Source organism: Erwinia sp. MYb416 (assembly GCF_037479575.1).
Taxonomy (GTDB): Bacteria; Pseudomonadota; Gammaproteobacteria; order Enterobacterales; family Enterobacteriaceae; genus Erwinia; species Erwinia rhapontici.
This window is the reverse complement of record NZ_JBBGYT010000438.1, coordinates 1,348,521-1,373,774: the sequence shown is the minus strand read 5'-3', so window position 1 is coordinate 1,373,774 and position 25,254 is coordinate 1,348,521. Positions and strand designations below refer to the sequence as shown.

17 protein-coding genes and 6 pseudogenes are annotated in these 25,254 nt (G+C 51.5%); 9 read left to right on the top strand and 14 right to left on the bottom strand.

Annotated elements, in window-relative coordinates; all coding sequences use genetic code 11:
• Positions 1-156: 156 nt before the first annotated feature.
• From WH277_RS15965 to WH277_RS15950, 4 genes are all read left to right on the top strand, one after another.
• On the top strand, positions 157-2,352 hold the full coding sequence (locus tag WH277_RS15965) for a hypothetical protein (RefSeq protein ID WP_339505937.1): 2,196 nt from the start codon (positions 157-159) through the stop codon (positions 2,350-2,352).
• 4 nt (positions 2,353-2,356) lie between these two features.
• Positions 2,357-6,460, top strand: coding sequence for a contractile injection system tape measure protein (locus tag WH277_RS15960; protein WP_339505936.1), 4,104 nt, complete (start codon positions 2,357-2,359; stop codon positions 6,458-6,460).
• An 11-nt stretch (positions 6,461-6,471) separates the two neighbouring features.
• Positions 6,472-6,978, top strand: a complete 507-nt coding sequence (locus WH277_RS15955) for a hypothetical protein (protein WP_339505935.1) — start codon at positions 6,472-6,474, stop codon at positions 6,976-6,978.
• Between the two features lie 279 nt (positions 6,979-7,257).
• Entirely contained in the window at positions 7,258-9,084 is a 1,827-nt protein-coding gene (locus WH277_RS15950; protein WP_339505934.1) for a hypothetical protein, read from the top strand.
• Positions 9,085-9,259: 175 nt separating this feature from the next.
• Here the strand turns inward: WH277_RS15950 and WH277_RS15945 are convergent, their stop codons facing one another.
• The 4 genes and pseudogenes from WH277_RS15945 to WH277_RS15930 form a co-directional block, all read right to left on the bottom strand.
• Positions 9,260-9,847, bottom strand: coding sequence for a hypothetical protein (locus tag WH277_RS15945; protein WP_339505933.1), 588 nt, complete (start codon positions 9,845-9,847; stop codon positions 9,260-9,262).
• On the bottom strand, positions 9,780-10,238 hold the full coding sequence (locus tag WH277_RS15940) for a hypothetical protein (RefSeq protein ID WP_339505932.1): 459 nt from the start codon (positions 10,236-10,238) through the stop codon (positions 9,780-9,782). The genes WH277_RS15945 and WH277_RS15940 overlap by 68 nt, the downstream gene beginning before the upstream one ends.
• Before the next feature lie 342 nt (positions 10,239-10,580).
• Positions 10,581-11,207, bottom strand: coding sequence for a hypothetical protein (locus WH277_RS15935; protein WP_339505931.1), 627 nt, complete (start codon positions 11,205-11,207; stop codon positions 10,581-10,583).
• Between the two features lie 132 nt (positions 11,208-11,339).
• Positions 11,340-12,257: pseudogene (locus WH277_RS15930) on the bottom strand (N-acetyltransferase); the annotation flags it as partial.
• A gap of 169 nt (positions 12,258-12,426) precedes the next feature.
• Between WH277_RS15930 and WH277_RS15925 the strand changes: the two are divergent.
• The 4 genes and pseudogenes from WH277_RS15925 (at position 12,427) to spt (ending at position 16,231) form a co-directional block, all read left to right on the top strand.
• Positions 12,427-13,913, top strand: a pseudogene (locus WH277_RS15925) (AMP-binding protein).
• A gap of 5 nt (positions 13,914-13,918) precedes the next feature.
• A complete protein-coding gene (locus WH277_RS15920) occupies positions 13,919-14,830 on the top strand; it encodes an NAD-dependent epimerase/dehydratase family protein (RefSeq protein ID WP_339505930.1) in 912 nt (303 codons plus the stop codon).
• Between the two features lie 29 nt (positions 14,831-14,859).
• Positions 14,860-15,147, top strand: a complete 288-nt coding sequence (locus WH277_RS15915; protein WP_339505929.1) for an acyl carrier protein — start codon at positions 14,860-14,862, stop codon at positions 15,145-15,147.
• The gene (gene spt, locus WH277_RS15910; RefSeq protein ID WP_339505928.1) at positions 15,077-16,231 is read left to right on the top strand and encodes a serine palmitoyltransferase; all 1,155 of its coding nucleotides are present in this window, start codon (positions 15,077-15,079) and stop codon (positions 16,229-16,231) included. Before WH277_RS15915 ends, spt begins: the two co-directional genes overlap by 71 nt.
• An 18-nt stretch (positions 16,232-16,249) precedes the next feature.
• Here the strand turns inward: spt and WH277_RS15905 are convergent.
• The 6 genes and pseudogenes from WH277_RS15905 to WH277_RS15880 all read right to left on the bottom strand — a co-directional run.
• Positions 16,250-17,155: pseudogene (locus WH277_RS15905) on the bottom strand (LptF/LptG family permease); the annotation flags it as partial.
• Between the two features lie 8 nt (positions 17,156-17,163).
• Positions 17,164-17,916, bottom strand: a pseudogene (locus tag WH277_RS15900) (LptF/LptG family permease); the annotation flags it as partial.
• Between the two features lie 34 nt (positions 17,917-17,950).
• Entirely contained in the window at positions 17,951-18,190 is a 240-nt protein-coding gene (locus WH277_RS15895) for a hypothetical protein (protein ID WP_339505927.1), read from the bottom strand.
• Positions 18,187-19,523, bottom strand: a pseudogene (locus WH277_RS15890) (lipopolysaccharide biosynthesis protein). Before WH277_RS15890 ends, WH277_RS15895 begins: the two are co-directional and overlap by 4 nt.
• Before the next feature lie 47 nt (positions 19,524-19,570).
• On the bottom strand, positions 19,571-20,329 hold the full coding sequence (locus WH277_RS15885; RefSeq protein WP_159337306.1) for a hypothetical protein: 759 nt from the start codon (positions 20,327-20,329) through the stop codon (positions 19,571-19,573).
• 11 nt (positions 20,330-20,340) lie between these two features.
• Positions 20,341-20,834: pseudogene (locus WH277_RS15880) on the bottom strand (hypothetical protein).
• Positions 20,835-21,016: 182 nt separating this feature from the next.
• Between WH277_RS15880 and WH277_RS15875 the strand changes: the two are divergent.
• Complete coding sequence (locus tag WH277_RS15875) at positions 21,017-21,718, top strand: dTMP kinase (protein ID WP_339505926.1); 702 nt, start codon at positions 21,017-21,019, stop codon at positions 21,716-21,718.
• Positions 21,719-21,764: 46 nt separating this feature from the next.
• Here the strand turns inward: WH277_RS15875 and WH277_RS15870 are convergent, their stop codons facing one another.
• From WH277_RS15870 to WH277_RS15855, 4 genes are read right to left on the bottom strand one after another with little or no spacing between them, the layout of a single operon-like run.
• Positions 21,765-22,637: a DMT family transporter gene (locus tag WH277_RS15870; RefSeq protein WP_374760126.1), complete on the bottom strand. Its 873-nt coding sequence runs from the start codon at positions 22,635-22,637 to the stop codon at positions 21,765-21,767.
• A 5-nt stretch (positions 22,638-22,642) separates the two neighbouring features.
• Positions 22,643-24,016, bottom strand: coding sequence for an amidase (locus tag WH277_RS15865; RefSeq protein ID WP_339505925.1), 1,374 nt, complete (start codon positions 24,014-24,016; stop codon positions 22,643-22,645).
• On the bottom strand, positions 24,013-24,234 hold the full coding sequence (locus WH277_RS15860; RefSeq protein WP_133843423.1) for a hypothetical protein: 222 nt from the start codon (positions 24,232-24,234) through the stop codon (positions 24,013-24,015). Before WH277_RS15860 ends, WH277_RS15865 begins: the two co-directional genes overlap by 4 nt.
• Positions 24,235-24,243: 9 nt before the next feature.
• Positions 24,244-25,254 carry an ABC transporter substrate-binding protein gene (locus WH277_RS15855; protein ID WP_133843421.1) on the bottom strand — a complete coding sequence of 337 codons (1,011 nt, stop codon included), beginning with the start codon at positions 25,252-25,254 and terminating at the stop codon, positions 24,244-24,246.

The window sequence follows — 25,254 nt, the reverse complement described above, 5'->3', positions numbered from 1 at the left end:
GCCCTTACGCATTACAAATTCGCACCAACACGCCCTTTGGAGAAGGCCAGACCATCCAGTACCACATCATAATGTCTAAGGCTATTTCAAAACAACGCCATAATGATAATCCAAATAGTTTTGAACACCTTTATCAGCTTGGCGGTATGCTACGCCTTGACCGACCTTATCTATCGCTGTGAATTTGAAGTAACCGACTATCTCAGTGAACCCTCAGGGAACATTGATTACCGGGCGCATGGATTAGCATTCGCCCAGGACATCATCCCGGCCTACCCGCAGCAGCCTGAAGAGTATGAGACATGGTTATTAGCCCGGCTTCCTGAGTTGGATAAAGTGTGGTTACGCTGGAGTGAAGATGCCCCGCAGCTGGGTATTTACACCCTCAATGCACAGCTCAATCATTTTTACGCGTTAAGCCAGCAGCGTTCAATGGCTGGCCAGCGTTCGATTTATATACAGCAACATGCCGCTATTCATCGCATTCGCCAGGAGTTTTATCAGGTCCGGGCGGTGGGAGAAGATTTATCCGCCATTGAATTAACCGGACAACATCCTCTGACGCTGACTGCTGTCATTCACATCAGCGACGATATTGCGGATGTCACCTGGCTTGCAGCCACCCTCTACCACCGGATTGGCCTTTGGCTTCAAGCTAATACGCAAAACACGCCCGCAACGCTGATGAAAGAATCGCTGCTCGCTCAAGACGGGATCCAACAAATCGATCGGCTGCAGTTTATCCACTACCCTGATAACAGCAGTCACGGTGAGTCATCTCCCGTTGATGATATCGCCCCTTTTTCTTATTTGATGCTGCCTGAACCCTCAGCGCATTCAGGCATCGAGATCATCCAGTTTCAGCACCCGGTTACCATCGACTATGCCGATCTCGCCATTAAAATAGAGCAGATCCAATACCAGCAACGTTCTGTACAGCTCAAAACGGCCACGCCCCCCGCGTTGCCCACTGGCCGATATTATGATTTCAGCCGTTATGAATCCATTCAAACGCTGTTCCCCAGAAACTATCATTTAGCACCAGGCACGCCGAATCATTACCATGCGCAACAGCAGGCCCAACGACATCAGCTGCGCAGCTACCTGCTGCTGTTTGACCAGCTAATGGCTAATTTTTGTGACGACATTGCCGGGTTGAATGCGCTGTTTTCGCTGTCATTAACGCCCGAGGCCACCTACCACGCGCATCGGTTACAAGATGATGAATTTTATAATATCGGCAAGCATTACCCTCAGGATGCAGGCACGCGCCTGGACCAGTTGCGTGCCCAGCTTGATGATTATCCTGAGCGGAAAAATCGCATCTTTACCTATTTACTTGCCCTGTATGGCGAACGCTTCCCGGAGTGGTTACATCGCCAGTTCAATCCGTATTTCACCGCCCCAAAATTAGAAAAACAGCTGCTGAAATATAAACAAACCTTTATTCTGAATATCGTCACGATGACTAATGGACGGGGCCTTGGTGATAATTTGCTTCAGCCTGAACATCAGGGTGGATATCGTCAGCGTCTTTCGTTACTGCTGGGGCTCTTCCCACTGGCGTCGTCCCAGGGGAGTTATACGCAGGCTATTGCCCGGTACTCACTGGACCTGGTGCCAGACGCACTCTACTTCTCAGGCGTTGCTGGCAAAAACGTGTTGCGTTTACTCAGCCCAGAAGCACAGGCGAACCTGCTGCCTTTAGCCGCTAATCGCCTGGTAGAATCCCCGAATGACGATGCTATTCAGCACAGCCTGTTAGCCACTCCCCTGTTCCACGAGCGCACGCTGCCTGACGTGCTGTTGCGGTTTGGTATTGATAACCGCAGATACCGCCTGCTCCCAGGCGCTGAGCATGACGATGACCAGCTGTTATTTAACGCCGGGATCGAAGGTAACCCGCAGTGGTTTTATATTGCCCGCCACCCCGATAAACAGGTACTCACCGCGCTTTGCCACCAGCTGCAACATTGGTTGATTGGGCTTAACCAAAACAGTGAAGGGCTTTATGTCGTTGAACCGATTTTACTGCGTACAGGGGACGATAACGCGTCGTTAAACGACCGTGCCAACCGGGTCATGCTTGTTTTGCCGGGCTACACCGCACGCTTTAGCAACCTCAGGTTCCGCGAACAGGCGCAACAATTAATCATTGATAACAGCCCGGCGCACCTGTTAACGCAATGCCTGTGGCTTGATTTCTCCGCTTTTGGCCAATTCGAAACGCTGTATAGCCATTGGCGTCAGGCAAAATCCAGCGCACTTCAGCACAAAGAAAATCAGCCAACGTGCGATGCCAGCGTCACCTGTTTATTCAGCGCTCACGCAATGAAACAGATGGGGCGTTGAGCCTATGAGTCAACGCCACAAAATAAACCACGCCAGCCTCGAATTCGACTTCACCGGATTTGCGGATGCAGAAACTTTTGAGTTACGTGCCGCACAGTGGGTGGTACAGCAATTTCTCCCGGTGATGGAGGCAGTATTTGACGAGGTGTGCCCTGAGCAGCAAATCCTGGTGATCGACACGCTGACCCTCGATCTTGGTGAGCTAAACGCTAAGACGTTTTACCGGCAGGCACCCCAAAAACTCAAACACAGCCTGGAAGCAGCACTGCGATCACAGCTGCACATCGCCATGCAGACATATCAGGCCACGCCTGTCGCTGCGCCTCATCGCGTGCAGGTATTGAGCCAGCAGCAACAGCGCTGGAACGTGCTCTGGCAGTTTCTCAGCACCGGCGCGCTCCCGTGGTCGGTTCCCGGCGAACAGCCGCTGGAATCACTGGGTTTATCTGACATGCTGACCGGGGATCCAGCCCGCCTGGTTAACGCGCTCAATACCACCAGCAGGCCTGAGCAAATATTACGACGGATCGTTGAGCAATTTCCCGCCAGCCACATTGCGGCGTTGTTTCCGTCGTTAGCGCCTGCGCAGCAATGGGAAATGATGTCACTTTTATTAGCGCATCCTGAAAGCCGTCAGGGTGATTTAACTGACCGACTGGCACTGGCGTGGTTCACACGTTTCACGCAGCTACTCGCACAACACAACCTGGCTCCACTCCGCCCCGATTGGGAAAGGCTGATCCACCGGTTTGCGCCGCAGCTGATTAAAGCCCTCTATGAGCGGCACACTGATAGCCAGCTCCCCGGGTGTCTGGTGCATGATTTAACGGAAGCGGAGCGTCTGCTGCTGCTGAGCGTATTAACACCGCAGGAATACCCATTTTTGAGCGCTATTCTGCGTGTGCCAGACTGGTGGCAGGTAAAAAGCCCCGCCGGTTTATCCTCGCGCGACGCTCACGCCACGCAGGCATCAAGCCCTGAGAAATCCGTTGCACTGTTACCCGCAGCGCAACTCCACCCGCATTTATGGCTTTTTACGCTGCAGTACCTGCTCAACGATCGTGGCAGTGCGTTCAACCGCCAAAGCTACATGGCAGGCCTGATAGTCCGGATGGCAAATTCGCAAAACCAAAAGGCGGATACGCTACTGGCATCGTTAATTGCAACGCTGAACAACACCACCATCGACAGCGCATTGCGGGAGCAGTTACTGCATTTACTCCATACCCTCGCGCCGGTTATTGCTTCACCGGCCTTTTTAAACGCAGCGGATAAACAGGAGGTCGCTGACACGCGCCTGCCCGTATCCACGCCTGCCGGAGCAGAGCCTGATGAGGCGAATCTGTCCAGCCGCGCAGTCCCCTTACGCCATATTAACGAGCTGGTTATAGCGCTCTGTTCCGGCGAAGAACATCAGCTCATGCGCTATTGGCCACCTCTTTCGTCACCCTTTGCCGCCTTATTACGCTGGTGTGGCCAACTGGAGTATGTACGCCGCCACTGGTCAGAAACCTATTCTGATCGCACCTTATTGGCACTGGCCGAAGCGCTGGAACCCCTTGCCACGCCGTTAATACGCATCCTGATCGTGCAACATCGCCTGTTTGCCCCCGAGAACGCCACGGCTACCAATCGCACGACGGCGATGAGTTTATGGCAGTTCACTTTTGCCTTTCTCATTGTGGAAAGCGGCGGCGGGTTTAACCCCAAAAGCTATCTTCGATCTCTCATCCAACGGATGGCATCCTGGCGTAATATTTCTTATATCAACCAGTTGGAAGCACTGAGAAAGCGCGTTATCACTGCCGGTGATTTTTCCCTGTCTGGCGTCACGTTAAGCCACCTGCTACAGGAACTCGCTCCGTCCAGCCTCCCGGAAAAATCCGCTCAACGAGATGAACCCTCACCGGCGTTTTTCCGGTTGTCACTCTCACCCTCGTTGATCGATGGCCTCTCGCTGGCACAGCTGGCCGACATCGAAGACATCATCACTACGCTGCAAAGTGCCAGTCAAATCCACTGGAACAACCAGATTCATCACTGGCAGCGCGACCATGGAAAACGGCTGCCGCTGCTCATTGTCAGTTTGGGGCGCTCACTTGCCGTATTAATGCGCTGGGTAGCCCATTTCGATGATTCCGCCTTATTCACCTTAACGGCCATCGTCAATTCACATGCCGCAGAGACCGTACGTACGGTTATTCGCGAGAGCCATACCATCGGCAGGGCCATCAGTCACGCGTCAAATCCACCCGACACCAGCAATACCCGAAATGCCCTGTGGGAACTGACGCTGCACTACCTGATCAGCCGCCGGGGAAGTGAATTTAATCAATATCAATATTTGCTGAATATCACCGAACAGCTTTCTTCCCGCTACCAGATTGGCGTTGAAGTCTTCATTTACGAGTGGTTAAGTCTGAGCGATAGCGGCTTTTTATGGCGTCAGCAGTTGATTGATCTGGTTGAACATCACCAGCGACCTCCGGCAACGGCACCTCAGTTGCTCACGGCGATACTGTCCGATACCCACGTATTAGCAATAAGCCAGCAGCAGCACGCGCTTTTACAGCGCTATGCCGCGATCAACGCTTCGGCGATTGCAACGCAGTTGCAGACATGGGACACCCCGCAGTTAACGCGCCTGGTACACATCATGCAGCCACAACTCAGTGAGCGCATGATCGCGTTGCTGCCTTTGCTGCTGGCGATCGTCCATCATTTTACATTATCCCGGCACTGGTTTTACCCACTGCTGCTCAGCCATCAATGCCCTGCCACGCCAGAGCAATGGCTGCAACAGTTGCTGCGCCAGATATACAGGCACCCTGCATCACCCGACCGGACGCACTACCAGCAGTTGCAGCAGTTAGTGCTCAGCAGTAACGACATTCATCAGCACCCGGCGGAACGCCGGCGTTGGTTAGACAGCCTTCTGCCCGAAGATGCACTACGTGAAGCATTGCAGCTGTGGTTTGAAGGTAAAGCCCCCGCCCCGGCGCAGGGCCTGTTGACCGGTTTAGCGCAGCACTCATTACTGCCATGGTTGCAGCGTACCCTGGCAAACCCACGCCATATGCAGCGATGGCTTGAAGAGGTATCGGCTGAAACACATCAGGCGATGTTGTTCCCAACGCTCACCAGCGCGGCCCTCGCCTTGCTGGCATTACGCCAGGCGTTCTGCCAACTTTTTGAATCACCAAAACAGGGAGAATATCTGTTTTGGCAAACGCTTTATCGCCAGCATTGGCTCAAAGGTATGGCCATGACCGGCGACCGGTTCATGCAGGATGTACTCATCGGGTTAACTCCGTTATGGCGAACGCATACCCATCAGGACAAAGCATCTGACGATACATCGGTTGCCGCGCTGATTGGGCGGTTACTGCCGTTGATATCCTCTACGTCACAGCGAAAAACGTTAATACACATCGCCAGCCTGGGGGAACAAAAACCGCCGGCAAAAGCACCGTGGGTGTCCCATCTGAATCATCAGCAACAAGACATTAAACAGCTTATAGAGACCATTGATATGACAGAAAAAGATGAGAGGAAAAGCGCGGGGATCCCATGGGAAAAACCGCAGGATAACGCAGAAGTCAGCGCGGAACCGATCACCGTTTACAATGCGGGATTAGTGATCGCTGCACCCTATATTTCCATGTTATTTCAAAAGCTAGCGCTGACCGATGGGCGCAATTTTGTTGATCCCCAGGCACAGCTGCAAGCGCTGTTCTGCCTGCAATGGATGACGAATCACACTAACAGCGCGCCTGAATATCAGCTGCTACTGAACAAGGTGCTCTGCGGGATTGCGCCCTCTACGGCCATCCCCCAGCAGGTTGCATTACCGGAAGGGGCCGAAACGCTGATAGAGGGTTTGCTCACGGCCATAATTGCCCACTGGAAAGTCTTAGGAAAAACCTCCATCAGCGGGCTGCAAACTACCTTTATTCAACGTGAAGGTATGCTCACCTTCACCCCTAATCATTGGCAGTTGAATGTCATCCCCGCCACTTTTGACATGCTACTTGCCCAATTGCCGTGGAGTTTTCAGACCATTAAATACCCATGGATGGATATCCCCCTTTTTGTTTCATGGCGCTAAGGACGAACAAAATGATAAACCCTGGTTTCAGTCTGTTATCACTCATTCGTAAGCGGGCACTGCGGTTCGCCAGGCGTGTTGCCTGCGGGTTCTTCCTGCTTTGCGCTCTGCCCACGTTGGGTTACGCCGCGGAAAACGGCCTGATCGATAGCGTCCAGCCGTTTAAAACCTGCAGCAAACAGCTAACGGCGAGTGATAAGCGCAATTTAGGGAGAGCGATACAAACGCAGCTTGCCGCGTTGTATCAGAGCAACAGCGATTTCCAGGCCCAGTACAAAAGAGGCCAGCGGTTGAACGATGGCATCGTCGGCCCCACAACGCGCTACTGGCTTAACTATTTCTGCGATGAATTTGCTTTCACCGTACCGGAGTCCTCTAACGATCCGCACCAGATTTTCATTGAGTCTTTAATGATTGCGCTAAACCGCGCTGCCGAGAGAAATGCGCTTTATCCGACGTGGCGCACGGCGATAACGCCCCCGGAACTGCTGAGTTTTACCTCCGCTGAGATAGAATAAAAACTCGACCACAACAGCTCAAACGCCGGTAATCGTTCTGGTGCAGCCAAACCCGCAGAACCGCCTGCTCAGGAACGACCCGATAGCGATACGGCCCCCTATTATTACCAGCTGACCGAAAAAGACTTCGCCAGCCTGACGCTGCGTCAGACCGTACTGGCCACCTTTGCAAAATTAGAAAAGCAGCAGTTCGATCAACGCAGTCAGCTTTATAATCAGCTCAGCGCGTTATTTACTGAACTGAATATTCCCATTGCGCCACCACTTGATATCGACAGCTTGATTGACTCTTATACGATAGAGAGTTCGCAACCCAGTACCAGTGCGACCACCAGTACCAGCAACAGTACAAGTACAAGTACAAGCACCAATCCAGCCGCCAATGCGGAAGGAAGTAATAGTGAGACAGAGACGCAAAATAGCGCTGATAAGAGCAGCGAGACGCCGGCTACCTCAACGCAGATGATTGAAACCAGTACACAGAGCGATACGCAAACATCGGCACCGCTGATCGTGTGGCAACTGAGCCCAGAGGCCCTGAGCAACACCATCAAGGAATTGAAGATCACCGCCCTGTCCAAAGAGGTGCTGAAAACGCTGGCACCGCTGCAGGATGAAGTCTTCCCGAGCCTCTATTTTTTACAAATGGCGGTTAATGAGGCGGGTATTCCGCCCAGCAGCCTGCAAAACATGGGTGTTTTCGAGCTGGCCAGGAAAAGCGGCCTGAGCCCTGCCCACGCAGTCCCCCAACACTGGGCAGCACCGCCGGACTGCGGGTGTCAGGATAGTGCCAAATCTATCTTTAATGTGGGAACCTTTTACGGATTTTACCCCTACTGGCAGCATCTTGAGAAAGGGCAAACGATTGATTTTAGTCGCCTGGATCGCATTGGCTACATTGGTGCGGTGATGAAACCCGAAGGGAACGGTAATACGTTAGTGCTGCCGCAAAACTGGTTAGCCGGGCCAACGTTCAGCCAGTTTATTCAGACGACCCACCGATACAGGACAAAACTTGACCTGGTGGTCACCACGCCACGCGATCTTTCGCGCAACCAGCTAACCGCACTGTTTACCGACGATATGGTTAAACAGCTGGTCGCCTCCGTCACCACCCCCATGGATCAATACGTTATTAATCATGTGAGGCCATGGATAAGTTTTGGCCTCGAAGACGTGCCGTCGATGGCGGACGGCATTACGCTGGATATCGACCTTTCCATCCTGGACACTCCGGAGAGCCAGCAGGTCTTCTTCTCGTTCCTCGACAAACTGAAAATTGCGCTACGTCAGAGCTATCAGCACCAACCCAGTCCCCGTGACGTAGATGGCCCTGTCACCGACGGTGATCTCTATTATTTAAGCGTTATTGTCCCCGTCAAAAACGTGGTAGCGAATAAAGATGTAACAGGGAATGAAAATTTTTATAATTTCACAAATTTCAATGCTTTATCGCAACACACCAACCTGCTGATCGTCCGACCTGGCTCACCGGCAACGCGCGATAAAGCCAGTGACGAGCTCGATCAAATAAAAGCGCTACAGCAATGGTTAAGCAGCCAGACCAATCAGTTAGAAGTGCAACAGGTATATAAACGGCTGGTCCCGATGCTGATCAGTGAGGATAACCGCGATCAAACAGCGGACCTGACTCAGCTGGTTAATCTTTCCAGCTGGACCTTCCTGGGCGCGGGTTACTGGCCGCTGCCATTAAGTGACGCCAATGAGAAGCTGATCGATCAAACGTTCTTCCCGGAAGCAACGCAATACCCGCAGCCGATCAATCAGGTATTAAATAGCGTCACCAGCCTGTTAAACTGGGTGTGTATTTATCGCTGGGAGATAAGAGCCGGTTTATTTGTCTCGTTCGTCTTTATTTTGCTGTTCCTCATCGTCTGTATCTGGTTGTTCCCACTGAGAAAACACCTGAGCGGCTTGCCCTTTGTCGCGCTGACGGCGCTATCGATCAGTGGATTGATGCTGGTGTTTGTCGCCGATCCGGCCTTCCAGGATTATCAAGGGCCTATTCTGATTATCTTTATGATAGTGATTGGCTGGATATTGTTTGCGGTACGGATGGTGAGGAAGGAGGGGGATAAGCCTTAGGTGTGAATTGCCATCTGGGGATAGCTGGCACAGACGCTATCCCCAGGGCTTTTTCTACCTGTCTTCATACGTACAAATAAGAAAAAATCAAAAACAGGAAATTAAACAATTTTAGTTACAGCCTTCATTCTGGTTATTCTAATTAATAGCCGATCATCATTAAATCGCCTCAAGATCAGTAAAAGCCAAGAGTTTTAATAATTGTATTAATCTTGTTTACATCTAAGACCTCAGTCGACTCCGACTCTTCAATAAGCTTATTTATTTCAATAACTTGCTGCTGGGGCCACTTGCCCGTTACAGCGACATAGCGAGCCAAGATCATCTCCAGTTTAGAGTGGTCCAATACGGAAACTGAATCAGCATTATTTGCATCTTTAACATACGTAACACTATTCATACCATTTACCATCTCTCGGTAGGAATTATTAGCCTGCCCAAGTTCAGTTTTATCTATGCCGGAATAATCACGATTTTGTAACTGCTGACCATAACCAAGTTGATTTATCTGAACGGCATTACTAACAGCATTTGTTCTTTCAGTCGGTGACTGCCCTATTGGATTGTCAGGTCTGTTAGACAGAGATTTATGATAGTCAGTATCACCTGCCAGTAAACCACGTTGCATCTCTCGGTACTGTCCGGCGTTCATATTTGTTTCATCAGGTTTTGAGCTAGAGCCTGTCCCTATATGATCACGATGTAAAACCTTCACTTCCTGGTAAGCTGGAGCTATGTTTTCTAATATCTGGTTCAGATTCATGCGTTGCACCAGATACTCTTCTCTTATATAACGCCTTCAGTCGTTTCTGTTCACGGCTTTTAGCGCCATGTTGGCCAGCACCATATCTCACTCTTCCTGTCGGTAAACCATCTACCCGTCTAACGGTCAATACGTTCTTACTTATAAGTGCAGACTTCATGCCTTTAACCTTATCCGCCTTATTGGTCTTATCCTTATTCTTCTTTATTGCATTTAGCGAAACACACTGAACAGGTTCGTTTGAATTTTCCTGCAAATGTACAAACTGCTTAGCCTCAGGTCGGTTATCAACAAAACTAAAACATTGCGTAGTATTATTCTTCCCTGCGGAATGACTCCCGGCATTCAACAAGGTTTTTCTGTATTTTTTTTCTTTTGTTTTCACATTCATATATAAACCCTTTGATTTCCCGCCCCACCCTTAACCTTACTTGATTATTTTAAAAAAACAGGAGGTGGCAGATATATTTAATGGTATTCACCTTTCACTGTGATTTTTCTTCATAGTAAAAAGCGCTAATGATTATCATCTTAAATTATAGGCTTTGCGCTGCGATACTGCCGCCGGAGAAACAGCCCGCCGGGTTGATTGATGTCGTGCCGTCTGTTTTGAAAACATCACAAATCGTCCTCTTTCTTTATTTTTTGCAGTAAATAGCCGGTTAGCTGGTTGGCATGCCGGTCATTGGATGAGCTGACTTCCGAGCGTTTACCAAACAGCGCGTCCCCTTCGTCAACATTCCAGCGGAGACTCCAGTAAATGGGCCGGGAAGCTCGCGCTTAACTCCGGGCGCAATCGTTCACCGGTCGTAAAATAGTGCAGCCACTCTTCATTTAATCGATAAATGCCGGCCCATTTGGGCACACCTTCATCAACAGACAGCAATTGGGTGACCTGCTCAGCCATCAGGCGATGTTTGTTTGAAAAGAGGGCCTGAGCATAAACGCGCCAGTCTGGGTCATTGCCGCTGATAAGAAAGTTGAGCGTTTGCCCGGTGGGAATGAAACCGCTAAAGGCTTTGTCACTGACGCCGCCAAATTCGGTAAAAGGGCGATCGATAAGGCTGTTAAGACCAAAGAAAATATCGAGGGTATTGGGTTTAACGCTGGGTGCCATGGCAAGCACCAGGGCCAGACGTTCAAAAACAGATAATTGCCAGCCAATAATCAGATCGGCATAAGGTGTGCCTTTCGCCAGTTCCGGTGGTGAAATATCTGACCAGTGGCGTTCATGCCCTTCTTGTTTGAGATAGCTGCAAATAACCTGATTAATAACCTGCGACAGCCACGTCATCTCGCGGTAGAGCACGTTGACGTTGTTTGCTTGTTGTTGATTTTCGACATCGGCTTGTAGGGTCATGGCACATCCGTGAAAAAAGAAGCGTTAAGATTAAGACTGCTTTTTGCCAGAAGCGTATGCAACGATCCTATTATAGCGCACGTCATTTAATCCGGTCGTTTTTTCAACAGCACCTGTCGCGCGAAGCGGCCGCTAAACGTCACTCAACACCTTCTCATACAGCCGATAACGCTTATACGGCACCGCACCTACCCGCTCCAGCATCGAACACATACTACGGTTAGTTTCCAGAATCCACGACATCTCTAATGCCTCGATCCTGCGCCTGGCAAAAGGATCGCGTAACGCCTCAATCAGCAGCAGCGCAATCACCGGTCCTGTCCGGCTAAACTGATACTCCTGGCGCACTCCCATCAACGGCACGCGCGCGGTGCGAACGCCGCTCACTTTCAGGCGCCATAACAATTTTGCCCAACCAAAGGGCAATAAGCGTCCGTTTAAATCCGCGATGGCCTCATTAACATTGGGCAAGCCGACAATAAAAGCGCAGGGCCTGGCATCGATTTCAGCGATGTAGATCAGGTCGTCAGGGACCAAAAACTTAAGCTGGTCGCCCATCACGGCAAACTCATGCTGCGTAAAAGGAACAAAGCCCCAGTTGTTTTGCCAGCCGGAGTTAAAGATCTGCCGCATGATCTGCATCTCTTCACCAAACTGACTACGGTTGAGACGGCGGATGGTGACCTTTTTGCGCACCTGGTCCATCAGGCGGGTTAATGACGGGGAAAAGTGCAGATCGGTACGGCGCATCCACCAGGCCGTTAAGTCTATGCCTTTCGCGTAACCCTGCTGCTCCAGCGCCTTCGCATAATAAGGCTTACCGTGCGGCATCATGGTCGAAGGCGGTGTATCAAAACCCTCGATAAGCAACCCACTCTCCTGATTGATATTCAGTCCAAAAGGCCCGGTGATTTTCCGTGCGCCCTTCGACTTCAGCCAGCTCTCTGCCGCGCTAAACAGCGCGCTAAACACCTCGGGATCGTCAATGGCCTCAATCATGCCAAAATGCCCGGTGTCAGCCCCATAACGCTCGCGATGTAAGGTATCGACCAAGCTTTACTATAAAGGAAACAATAGTAACCTGAAAAAAAATCATTAAACTTGCGTTTCACTGCTATTTACTCCCACATTTAAAATAAATTAAGGCATCTTTTAGGGTGATTGTTAATCTATGGCTCCATTATATCTGTCTGAAACCAGTTCAACCCATTCTCTTCCCCTGCGCCATGCTGATTTCCCCAGTCTGGTCGAAGCATTAAATTACGCAGCCCAGGGAAATACCGGAATGAATTTTTACGACACTAAAGCAGCGTGCTATTGCAGGAGCGCGACGCCTGTTATCACTCAATCTTAATCGGGGCGACCGCGTGGCACTGATTGCTGAGACGGAGGTAGGCTTTGTCGAGGCTTTCTTTGCCTGCCAGTATGCAGGGCTGGTTGCCGTACCGCTGGCTATTAATCAACTGTCAGCCTGTTGCTATTATCAGTAATGAAGAGTGGTTGCCCCTGATTCGCCCGGCCTGCACGGATGCGATGACCATTCATATTCTTAGCAATACTGACTTTCAGGAGTTGCCGGAGAAAGAGGTCGAATTACCCCTGCCATCACCCAATGATATTGCCTATCTCCAGTACACATCGGGCAGTACGCGCTTTCCACGTGGTGTGATGATTACCCACCGCGCGGCTATGTCTAATCTGCAGGTGATAAGCCGTCACGGTATCAACGCACGGGTGGGCGACCGTTGTATTTCCTGGCTACCGTTTTATCACGATATGGGGCTGGTGGGCTTCCTGTTGACGCCAGTAGCAACCTTGCGCCGATGTAATGATAAAGAATTAGCCGGAATTGACCTCGCCAGTTGGCGTATCGCCGGTGTCGGCGCTGAACCTATTTCCGCTGAGCAACTGACTCTGTTTGCTCAACACTTCAGTCAAGTTAATTTTAATAGCAAGGCATTTATGCCTTGTTATGGATTGGCGGAAAATACACTGGCGGTCTGCTTCGTGGAAGAGAACTCAGGCCTGCTGATTGACAAGGTTGACCGTAACATTCTTGAATATCAGAATAAAGCAGTGCCACCAGGCCCGCACACTCAATCAACCTCGGCCTTTGTTAATTGTGGCAAAGCCCTGCCGCATCACCGCATCGAGATTCGTAGCGACACGGGCATTCCGTTATCTGAGCGTGAAGTCGGAAATATTTTTATTTCAGGCCCCAGTTTAATGAGCGGCTACTTTCAGGATGCCACATCGCAACAGGAGATCCAGTCTAAAGGATGGATGGATACGGGTGATTTAGGCTATTTGCTCAATGGTTGCCTGTTTGTCACCGGGCGTAAGAAAGACCTGATGATTATCCGGGGCCGTAATATATGGCCTCAGGATATTGAATATATTGCCGAGCTGGAGCCAGAAATTCATTCCGGTGATGCAATAGCCTTCGTTACCGCTCACGATCAGAATGCACGGATCATTTTGCAAATCCAGTGCAGGGTCAGTTCCGAAGAGCGTCGGGCGCAAATCATCCATACGTTAACATCGCATATTCACAGCGAATTTGGCGTTACTGTCGGGATTGAACTGCTGCCACCGCATAGTCTCCCGCGCACCTCTTCAGGTAAACCGGCCCGTGCGGAGGCGAAGAAACGCTATCTTAACGCGCGGAATGAAGCCATCAACACGCATGCAAAGCTGGCAGGTTGACCGCCATGCCCGTCACGATCGCCCTCACCGGCATGACAGGCTTTATCGGCAGGCATATTGCTGAGAATTTGCTGGCGCGGGGTTATGCCGTGCGGGCGCTCACCCGCAGCAAAGCTGATAAAACATCAGTGAACAATCTGACGTGGATAACAGGCGATCTGGATAACCCCGATGCGCTCTCTGAATTAGTTTACGGTGCTGAGAGCGTGGTGCATTGTGCGGGCCAGGTTCGTGGGCACAAAGAAGCGATCTTTACTCACTGTAATGTCACCGGCAGTCTGCAACTGCTACAGGCGGCTAAAAAAAGTGGCCACATTAAGCGTTTCTTATTTATGTCTTCTCTGGGTGCCCGCCACCCTGGTTTGTCATGGTATGCCCATTCCAAATATGTTGCAGAACAGCAGTTAACTGCCCGAGCGGCGGATATGACCCTCGGAATATTTCGCCCAACGGCGGTGTACGGCCCCGGCGACAAAGAACTCAAACCGCTGTTCACCTGGCTTTTGCGTGGCGTGCTTCCCCGGATGGGAGCATCAGATGCCCGGCTGTCTTTCATCCACGTCAGCGATTTAGCAGAGGCCGTTGGGCAATGGCTAGTCGCCGAACCACAGCCGACTCTTCCCTATGAGCTCTGTGATGGTAATTCCTATAGCTGGCAGCGATTACAACAGATTGGTGAGAACGTGCGTAATGGAAGAGTGCGCTTAATCACAGTTCCTTTCCCTGTGCTCAACCTTATGGCTGATATCAGCCAGGTGTCGAGCAGACTTTCTGGAAAAGAACCGATGCTGACGCGCAGCAAAATTCATGAATTAACCCATCCGGATTGGTCTGCAAGTCATCTCAGTTTGTCCCGACATATTCACTGGAGCCCGATGATAAGTTTGATTCATGCCCTGCGTGAAGGACTCTTTTAATCATCAGATAAGAAGGAATTTAAATTTCTATGATAAATCATGATGCTGTAATGAATTATATTATTCAATGTTTGCAGAATATGGTCGCCAGTGACGTGGAGATACATCCTGACAGCAATCTCATTGATGAACTGGGCCTGGAGTCCATCAAGGTCATGGATCTGTTAATGATGTTAGAAGACAGATTTGATATTCCCATTCCGATAAATATTTTGCTGGATGTCAGAACACCCGAACAGCTGCGGGATGCATTACTATATAAACTATCGGGAACACGTCCAGGCATCCGGGTTATGTCCTTTCGGCACCTGTATTGATGAAATCTATTCAGCGACGGAAGGACGCATTGGCCATCAAAAGATTATTCTGGCGGGGACCAATAACTATCTGGGCCTGACATTTAATCCTCAGGCGATCGCGAGCGGTCAGGCAGCATTAGCCGCTCAGGGAACAGGCACCACCGGCTCACGTATGGCGAATGGGAGTTACGGAACGCATCTGGCTTTAGAACACGATTTGGCCACTTTTTTTAACCGGCCGACGGCCATTGTCTTCTCTACTGGTTATACCGCTAATTTAGGTGTTATCAGCACCCTTGCCGATCACGATGCCGTTGTGTTACTGGATGCAGACTGCCACGCCAGCATCTATGATGCGTGCACCCTGGGAGGCGCGGACATCATTCGCTTCCGTCACAATGATGCCCGGGATCTGGAACGCCGCATGCTGCGTCTTGGCGCGCGCGCGCGCGAAGCCATCATTATTGTTGAAGGCATTTACAGCATGTTGGGTGATGTGGCTCCGTTGGTTGACATTGCTGATGTTAAACGCCGTCTTGGGGGGTATCTGATCGTCGATGAAGCGCACTCCTTTGGCGTGATGGGCCACTCGGGCCGCGGTCTGGCTGAAGCACTCGGCGTTGAGCAGGATGTTGATATCATTACCGGCACATTCAGCAAAAGTCTGGCTTCCGTTGGTGGCTTTGCCGTCGGTCCGCTGGCCATGGAGGCACTGCGCTACAGCAGTCGCCCTTATATCTTCACCGCCTCCCCCTCGCCCTCCACGATAGCCTCTGTTCGCTCCTCTTTAAGGACCATTTCACAGCATCCGGAGCTGCGTGAAACACTCTGGGATAATGCGCGTCGGCTCTATCAGGGGCTGAAAAAATGGGGTTACACGCTTGGCCCCAACATCAGCCCGGTGGTCCCGGTGGTGATGGAGTCGAAAGAAGAAGGTCTGCGTTTCTGGCGCGATCTGATAGAAAAGCATGTCTATGTCAACCTGGTATTACCCCCCGCCACTCCTGCGGGTCAAACGCTACTGCGCTGCAGTGTCAGCGCGGCCCACAGTAAAGCACAAATCGATACCATCATTCAGGCATTCGCCGATCTAAAGCGCTAGTACGCCCTTGCCCTGCGGCTAATGCCGTTGATCAAAGCGATATACCAGCAACAGGGCGAGGATCAACAGCAATACAGGCGGTGCCACTGTCGTTAGCGGTGCATTCAGTGAGAGTAATATCCCTAAGTTGATGATGATTTGATCGGTGATCCAGGCCAGTAGCCCCACAATAACACCGGTGGCTAAACGGCTTCCCAAGCCTGGCGAGCGAGGGAGGCTAAAGGTGAAGGGGATCGCCAGTAATATCATGGCAAGCGTTAAAATAGGCCTTCCCAGTTTCTGCCACAGGGCAATAGCAAATTCCTGACTGGGCTGATGCGTATCTTGCAGGTAGCGAATATAACGACAGAGCTGTCTGATGGAGAAGCTGTTAGCGGGCATAGTCAGTTCAGTCAGGCTGATATCAGAAAAAAGAGAGGCCCAGGGCAGCGTATCCAGCCTGCTAACCAACAATATTCCATTATCCAGAATGGTGGCGTGTTCGGCATAAATGTAGGATTGCAGCGAGAGATCTTTCTGGTAGGAAAATATTTAAACGCCCAGCGGTTGATGATGTTTATCCAGATTTTTTACCGTAGCAAACTCATCATTGCGCCTGGCCCACAGCCTGTTTTGGACTGTGCTGAGAGCCAGGGTCAAAATCAATCCGGCACACACCATTGCCATGGCGATGTTAAAGATGGAAAAACCCACCGTTCGCATCGCCGTTAACTCCAGGTTTTTAGAAAGCAGTCCTAATCCTACGATCCCACCGAGCAGCGCAATAAATGGCCCCATATCAATCAGGCTTCTGGGCAGAGTCATCAGCACCACCAGAATGGCCTGAGTCCAGTGGTATCCCCCCGGAGTGACATCATCCAGCTCACTAATCAGGTTAAACGTAGTAAAAAGCGGAATGAGCAATCCTGCTGCAGCCGCAAATCCGGATCATAAACAAAAACCACGCCCGGAATAACAGGAAAGGCGCTATTGGCTACCAGTGTGCGGCACAGATTGCCGCCATAAAAAATAAGGGTAAATACGAGGGTTAAGGGCATTTCTCGCCATTGTCGTTCGGCGATATCAGCCGGAGCGGTCGAGCGCGATAATGTCGTGATTGATGCCGACTTACGCTTCATCAATGTCGTTGGCTGGATCGCTTTAAGGTGCAGATGCTGATCCTGATAACGCATTTCCTGGTCCCCCCATCCCCGATGATCCAGCACATAAGACGTTCCTGTGTGCAGCAGGACAGAGGGCGATGAAGACTGCGTACCCAGCACTGTGACCTTTCTTGCCCGGTATATATGGCTCTTGTTATCGGATGAGGTATAAATCAGCGCATCGGTTAATACGTTGTTCGCCGCGTCAACCGTTGAAGCGACCACCATCCGCCCATCGTCATTCACATTAAATTTATTGGCTATCAGATGATTCACGTTCATTTCAGACTGCGAGCGCTGTTCTAACTGATAAATCTGTCCGTAAGCCCAGGGTCTGGCGTACAACGAGAGAAGCATGACCCCTATTCCGAAAGGAATGGCAAGCCATAGCACGGCTTTATAAATGCTTATCGGGCTGGCCCCCGCAGCGTGCATCGCAGTGATCTCTGAGTCATTGTAGAGTTGGCCCAGAGCGACCCCAACGGCAACATAGAGCCCCACCGGGATCAGCATTTCGAGTGAAATAAGTACTTTATAAAAGACGTCGATAATAAATTGTGCCCAGGGGTAGCGTTTTTTATTTTACCGCTCTTATATTACTGTTACGAAATGCATCCTGAAGTTTCCCGAGCAGGACCGTTGTTTTACTGAACCAGAGTCTGGATAGATGTTTTTTAAGGCTATCCTGTGTGCATTGCACATCGATCCGCTGGGGAAGACTGACATTTTCATCCACAAGATCATCTTCATTGATTGCAGAAAAGAGCAGCTGTAGGGTTTCAGGTGAAAATGTCTTCCCTACGTATCCATTCGTCATTGATGACTCTCCTTTGGTTCCCTAAAAATCAATACATGGCGGTGCCTCCAGGTATATAAAACAGGGATAAATGACAACATAACGTCCAGACATTGTCCGCCCAGATAGGCAAACGCGGCACCCGACACGCCGAATAAATGAAAAATACGATTAAGAGAATGATATACGCAGCGGATGCTACCGTTTGAGCCACTAAAAACGCGCGTTGTTTTCCCGCCATAAATAACAATGACTCCTGGGGAAAACCTATCATAGAAACGATAATCGCGCAGAGCATCACCCGGATTAAGTCATATGCCATCAGGTAGCTTTGTCCGAAAAAAAGAGAAATTACCGGCTTACCGACAACCACCACCACCAGCGCAACGAGTATGCCAACTCCCCCCGCTAAACAAGCCGACTTAAGGCCCAATAACCACGGTCTTTTCGTTCGTGGGTCCAGGCGCATAATTTCAGGATAAAAACTTTTTTCCAGCAATTTAGCCGGCGATCCAGCAGCATCAAAAAACGTCATCGCAATCTTGAATAACCCGGCCGCTGAAGGTCCTAACATAATCCCCACTAACACCGCACTACCTGAATTCCGCGCAGCCCAAACAGAGTGAGCAATATTGGTTATCCACACAAAATTCCATGCACCTTTGATTTTACGTGCCGTGCCAAATAGCCCTGGCCGTAATGCATGATGAATATCCCTGCGGCGTAACTCCCGCCAGGCAAACCACCAATAGAGTGAACCACCGATCATGTTTGAGGCATACCAGGTGATGATAAACCCCGCGAAACCAAACTCACTGAAGTAACAGAGCACACTCCCCGCGGCACGAAGAAAGGGTCGTGTGGGTTGCTGAATTGCGATCAGATCGAAACGGTTTACGGCCCGCAAGATACCCGTCGGGGTCGCTGCCACCAGCGAGGGGATCAGCGTGCAGTAAAACATGGCAAGCCAGAAACTATCGGAATCAAGCCCCAATGAGTGAGAAAGTAATGGCAGCAGTAACATCCCCACAATGACGGCCACGGCACCGCTGGCGATATCTAATCCAAAAGAAAAGGAAATAACATCACGAAATTTTTCCAGGTTCTTACTGGCTAATGCCGGCGTACCATATTGCACCACCAATTGCCACGTCTGGAATTTTACAAAATCACTTATCGCTTTTGCATAGGATTCAATGACAACAAGCACCCCAAACATCTCTGGTGACAGGCCTTTTCCCGCGCAAGACAGTGCCAGTAGTCCCAGTAAGGCACTGACAACCTGACTGGAACCTAAATACGCGGCGTTACGAATAATCGTACGAAAAACACCATCTGAGAACCCATGCTTCATCGGTTAACACCTGCCAAATTCCATTTCAACCAGAGAAAACGCGACATTCACAGCATCGGTTTTCTAGCCGAAGATATCTCAGCGACAGACAATACGGCATTCAATGCCTTATCCAGAACGTCGCCATAGGGTGCTCTTGCGTCCAGCTCAACGATGGTCGCATCGTTGTAATGAATCCTTTCCATGACGGCGATCTTATCCCTTAGCTCATCGTAATCATGATCCGGCTTGCGCGAAAAAGCGGTATCGATATCAATGCCGAGACGGATAACTAACGCAGGACGATATAACGCCATTTGCTGATATAACCGTTTTTCGCGTTTTGCTAAATGCGTCAAAAACCAGCCAGTCACGCGCTCCACGCCAATGCCGGGTCCATCATAGTGAAAACCTGAAATTTCGGCCTGTGGATAACGGTCGCTAATCACCCATACGCCGCGCTGTGACAGATGCAGCACGTGACGCAATTTAGCCCTGCGACGTAACGAGAATAAATACATAATGAATGCAACCCATAAAGCAGGGGAATGGGTACTCATGTTTTGATTCTTTGAAGAGCGCGTCGCCAGATAGCGTTCAAGCCATATGCCAATAAAGGGCACGCGTTTAATTTTATCGCCATCTTCCCCGGATACCAGCCCCAAATAACGGCGTTCCGTCACGCGGTATTGATTCAACATCTTTACCAAATCGAGAGTCAGTGTCGACTTTCCCGTTCCGTCACATCCCACCACGGCGATAAGACCAGGAATAACACGCGAACGGGAGGGATTATGTTCATTCACTTTATTTTCCCGCCTTATCATCAATGATAATCTCAATCACAGGCCTGATCGTGCGATAGTGGAATATAAGCATTAATCACACGTAACGATGCTCTAAACACGTCATCTTTCGGATGACGGGCATTTAAATCACAGATAGCCGCACCATTAAAATTAAGATGAGGGATGACCTCAATCTTTTCGCGCAGCGCTTGCAATGTGTGATCGGGCTTACGTAAGTGCGCCGTATCTGCATCAATATTCAGTCTGATTAACAACATGGGCGGATAGGAGGCCATCCATTGATACATTTTTTTTTCACGTTTTCTGAGTGTGCTTACCCACCAGTTTCCCCCCGCAGTTTTAGCATCCATTCCCCGATACGCCCCGATGACTGCCCGAGATAAAGTAACTCTGTCGGTTCTGATAGGGAGAGATAAGCGACCAGACGAGATGCCAACGTTGATTTACCTGAACCATCGCACCCAATAATAGCAACAACTCGCAATGGCGTAGAATAAGTTAAACGATTTATCTGTTTTCGCACAAATAGCCCAATATTAATAAATGTTGCATTAATATTAAGTCATCTCATCTGCGAAAATATTTGCTCTGCGTGCCATAAAAAATATCATTTGTGACTTCATGTGTTTTCTAAAATGAAGAAAACTTGATGAGCTGGAAATAAAAGCGTATTTTCACGGAGAAATAAAGGAGAAGAGTCATCGAATGAAAATCACATTACCCCCACTGATTGCGGTTATTGGCAGTGATGGTTCAGGAAAATCGACTGTCTGTAAATATCTTATTCATTATGTAAAAAAATACGGCCCGGCAATACACATTCATCTTGGGAAACAATCTGGAAACGTAGGCCGCGCCCTCACCCAGTTGCCTCTGTTAGGGAATTCACTGGGCAAGTCGATTAAGCGCCATAATACTGTCAACCCCACAGCGCTTCCCGCTTTGCTGCCGTCCCTGGTCATTATATGTTTCGTCCTGCGCCGTTTGTTGCGTTTCCGGCATATGCTGGCTTCTCGTCGCCGTGGAATGATGGTATTAACCGACCGTTTTCCCCAGGTACAAATCCCCGGAACTTATGATGGCCCGGTATTCCCGGTTAATGCGTCCGGCAGTCGCTTTGTTTCCTGGCTGGCGACTCTCGAACGTAAAGCGTTTTACTGGATGACGACACAAAAACCAGACTTAGTGATAAAGCTGAATGTTGATTTGGATGTCGCCTGCGCTCGCAAACCGGACCATCTTGCTGAATCACTGGCAAAAAAGATTGCCATTACCCCTTTGCTGACCTTCGAAGGTGCCCACATTGTTGATATTGATGCAAACCAATCACTGGAAGAGGTCCTTATTGTTGCCGAAAAAGCCGTATCTGATTTTATGGAAGCGCACGGCTATACTCTAAGTGAATAACGACAGGTCTTTTTTATGTCTGAAAAGCGGGCCTGGTCTGCTACGTTCATCCATTCAGTTTCAGCGCGCTTATCGCACGTCGTCCCGGCGTGACCGCGATTAAAATCCCACCGACGATCAGCGCGGCACCGGCCAGCTTGCCCTCATCCAGGTGTTCACCGAGTATCAGCGACCCCATCATCACCGCCAGCGCCGGGCTGAACAGCGACCAGGGCAGGATCAGGTTAGCCGGATAACGTTTCAGCAAGCCGTACCACAGCGAATAAGCCAGCACCGATGAACCGAGTGCGCTGTAAATCACCCCTAACCAGCCACGCCAGCCCGCCTGCATCAGCAGGGTCAGTTGGTGCTGCTCCATGCTGAACGACGCGGCCGCCAGCATCGGTATGGCCAGCAGCGAAATCCAGCCAGTCATTGCCAGCGCTGCGATCGCCGGGGCGCGCTTAATCAGAATAGTACTCAGCGCCCAGCCACTGGCGCTGATCAGCAGCATCAGTGTGCCATGCCAGTTGCCGAGCGACGGACTACCCGCCAGAAACATCACACCGATAAACGCGGCAAGCACACCCAGCACTTTTTTCAGCGTCAGCGCCTCTTTCAGCCACACGGCCGCCAGTAGCATAGCAATCGGCGTTCCCATCTGGATCAGCACTGCCGTGCTGCCCGCATCCGCACTCTGCATGCCGAGCACCATCATGCCGAAGTGCACCAACCCAAAGGTAAAGGCCAGCAGTAGCAGCCACGGCAACTGGCGAGCAGTAATGGGATGAAACGGCACCAGAATAAGCGCGACCAGCAAAAAACGCAGGCACAGCATAAACAGCGGGGGCAGCTCCGTCAGCCCCAGCTTCATGGCAATCACATTGAACGCCCAGCCACACACCACCAGCCCGAGGATCAGCACGTCACGCGGCCGCAAGGCTGTCATGCGCGCAGTCTGTCAGGCATACGCTGATGAAAATCATGCTGCTGCTGGAAAGCACGCCCGAGGGCCAGCAGCTGTGATTCGCTGCCGTCGCGCCCCACCAACTGCATCCCCACCGGCAAGCCGTCAGCATCAAAACCGGCGGGCAGGCTTATCCCCGGCAGCGCAGACAGGCTGGCCAGCGCATTGAAACGCATGTTGCCGGTCAGCACGCTCTCGTCACGGTCACCGATGCGCACCTGCTCCTGCCCTTTGCGTGGCGCAGTGAACGGCAGCGTCGGCATCAGGAAGAGATCAACCTTCTGCAACTGCTGCATCATCTGCTGACGCAATCCGGTGCGGTAGCGCTGTGCCTGCAAATACTCCACCGCACTGATGCCCAGCCCGGCCTGCAATAGTGCACGCACATCCTCACCGTACTCCTGAGGACGGTCGGCCAGCCACGGGGCATGCAGCGAAGCGGGTTCAGCCAGATTGATTAGCACCAGCGCATTCACCGCCTGCTCCAGCCCGCTGAACTTCACCGTTTCACCGCGCGCACCGGCGGCGACAAACCACCCCACCATTGCCTGATCGGCGCAAGCCACGCCCGGCTGTACCTCAAGATGGCGATCCTCCAGCAGTCCGATACGCAGGCCACGCAAATCGGGCAGTGGATGCAGCAGGCCCGCATTCGGCTGACCGTTCAACACATTGAACAACAGCTCGCACTCTTCAGCGTAGCGTGCCAGCGGCCCAACGGTATCCAGGCTTGCGGCCAGCGGAAAAATACCGTCAGTGGCTAAACGCCCTACGCCGGGACGCAAACCGGTAATGCCGTTCATCGAGGCTGGCAGGCGAATCGATCCGCCGGTGTCGGTGCCGAGCGCCGCCAACGCACTGCGCACCGCTGCCGCCACCCCAGAACCACCGCTGGAACCGGCCGGGATGCGGGTGTCATCCCACGGATTACTGCTGGCGCCATAGTGCGGATTGTTGGTGGTGCCGCCCCAGGCAAACTCATGCATATTGGTGCTGCCGATAATAATCGCGCCCGCTTGCTTCAGGCGCTTTACTACACTGGCATCCTGTTGTGCAATCGATCCGCTCAGTACCTGACTGCCCGCATGCATCTCTTCCCCGGCCAGATTGATATTGGCCTTAATCGCAATCGGCATCCCGTGCAGCGGCCCGAGATCGTAGCCCTGTTCCAGCATGATCTGGCTGGCCTGCGCCAGCTGCTGTGCCTGTTCGCGGTAGACTTCGTTAAAAGCGTTAAGATCCTGCGTGGCGCTTTCCCCCCCCCGGCCCCCCGCCACCAGCTCCGGCACGCTGAGCTGACGGCTGCGTAATTGCTGGCCCAGCGTCAGCATTGAGCGGTCAAGAATGCTCATAGCTCACCTGCCTGCAACAAATCGGCTGTCGGCGCATGCAACGGAGAAACCCATGCCGTCGCGGGCAGCAGCGTCGGCGAAAACTGGCTGGCAGCAAAGGCGGTAACGCCCTGCACTCGCAGGGCAACATCGGCCAGCAGCGGTTGCAGTGCTTCCGCTTCCGCCGCAGGACAATAACGCCGAATCATCGCCAGCCTCATCATCAGTTCATCGTTCATACCCGCTCCTTACTTATCGCCCAGCGCATCAACCACTTCTTTGGCTTTGGTCGCCAGCGCCGTATTGACGTTGTTTTGGTATGAGGTCGCCTCAGACGGATAGGCTTTGATATTTTTGGCATACAGCGCAATGTTCATGTTGTTATCCCAGGCTTTCTGCGACACCAGCACATTTTCAGGGTAACCCTTCGCATCAATTTCACGCTGTACCGCTTTCTTCACCAGGTCTGCAGGCAGCGCCGGGAAGTATTTGCGCGCAATCACCACCGCTTCGTCCGGGTGCTGATAGATAAAGCGGGAGGCCTGTTCAAACGCAGTGACCACCGCCTGCGCCGCCTGCGGGTTCTTGTCGATATACTGCTGCGTGGTCGTCAGGCTGGAGAAGGCAAACGGATACCAAGCCTGTGCGCCGGAGAAGGAATAAACTGCATGCAGACCGTTCTGCTGTTCGGCCATTGAGACCTGCGGCTCCACGGCCAGCGCATAGTCGGCGCGCCCTGCGGCCACTGCCGGGATCTCATTACCAATCGCCACATGCACCAGCTTCACGTCTTTCAGCTTTTCCTGTTTGATCAGGTAGCTCATAAACGCCCAGGTGGTATCCGGCTGCGGGCTGGTGACCACGCGTTTGCCTGACAGCAGCGACAGGTTGTTCTGTAATGAGGTGCTGTCTTTACCAAAGATAAATACCGTCGGTGCATTCTGTACGCCGGCGACCACCACGCCCTGCCCGCCATTTTCACGGGTTTTCGGCACAAATACCGGGTCCTGAATAGAAAATTCAGCCGACCCGCCAATCACCGCCGCCCAGGATTGCGATCCGCCCCCGGCGGTACTGATTTTCACCGCCACGCCCTGCTGTTTGAAAAATCCCTGCTCCTGCGCCACATACAGCGGCAGATAAAGCAGCGACTGGAATGCCTGGTTAATCCGCACCGGCGTCTCGGCAGCCAGCGCAGAGGAGCTCAGGGCGATCAAAGAAAGTGCAGTACCGAGCGTGTGAAGACGAAATGTTTTCAT

Bases quoted from the DNA above. Each gene is read 5' to 3' on its own strand.
- WH277_RS15960 (WP_339505936.1), top strand. From the start codon at position 2,357: ATGAGTCAACGCCACAAAATAAACCACGCCAGCCTCGAATTCGACTTC.
- WH277_RS15955 (WP_339505935.1), top strand. From the start codon at position 6,472: ATGATAAACCCTGGTTTCAGTCTGTTATCACTCATTCGTAAGCGGGCA.
- WH277_RS15945 (WP_339505933.1), bottom strand. From the start codon at position 9,847: ATGAATCTGAACCAGATATTAGAAAACATAGCTCCAGCTTACCAGGAA.
- WH277_RS15940 (WP_339505932.1), bottom strand. From the start codon at position 10,238: ATGAATGTGAAAACAAAAGAAAAAAAATACAGAAAAACCTTGTTGAAT.
- WH277_RS15935 (WP_339505931.1), bottom strand. From the start codon at position 11,207: ATGACCCTACAAGCCGATGTCGAAAATCAACAACAAGCAAACAACGTC.
- WH277_RS15920 (WP_339505930.1), top strand. From the start codon at position 13,919: ATGCCCGTCACGATCGCCCTCACCGGCATGACAGGCTTTATCGGCAGG.
- WH277_RS15915 (WP_339505929.1), top strand. From the start codon at position 14,860: ATGATAAATCATGATGCTGTAATGAATTATATTATTCAATGTTTGCAG.
- spt (WP_339505928.1), top strand. From the start codon at position 15,077: ATGCATTACTATATAAACTATCGGGAACACGTCCAGGCATCCGGGTTA.
- WH277_RS15895 (WP_339505927.1), bottom strand. From the start codon at position 18,190: ATGACGAATGGATACGTAGGGAAGACATTTTCACCTGAAACCCTACAG.
- WH277_RS15885 (WP_159337306.1), bottom strand. From the start codon at position 20,329: ATGATAAGGCGGGAAAATAAAGTGAATGAACATAATCCCTCCCGTTCG.
- WH277_RS15875 (WP_339505926.1), top strand. From the start codon at position 21,017: ATGAAAATCACATTACCCCCACTGATTGCGGTTATTGGCAGTGATGGT.
- WH277_RS15865 (WP_339505925.1), bottom strand. From the start codon at position 24,016: ATGAGCATTCTTGACCGCTCAATGCTGACGCTGGGCCAGCAATTACGC.
- WH277_RS15860 (WP_133843423.1), bottom strand. From the start codon at position 24,234: ATGAACGATGAACTGATGATGAGGCTGGCGATGATTCGGCGTTATTGT.
- WH277_RS15855 (WP_133843421.1), bottom strand. From the start codon at position 25,254: ATGAAAACATTTCGTCTTCACACGCTCGGTACTGCACTTTCTTTGATC.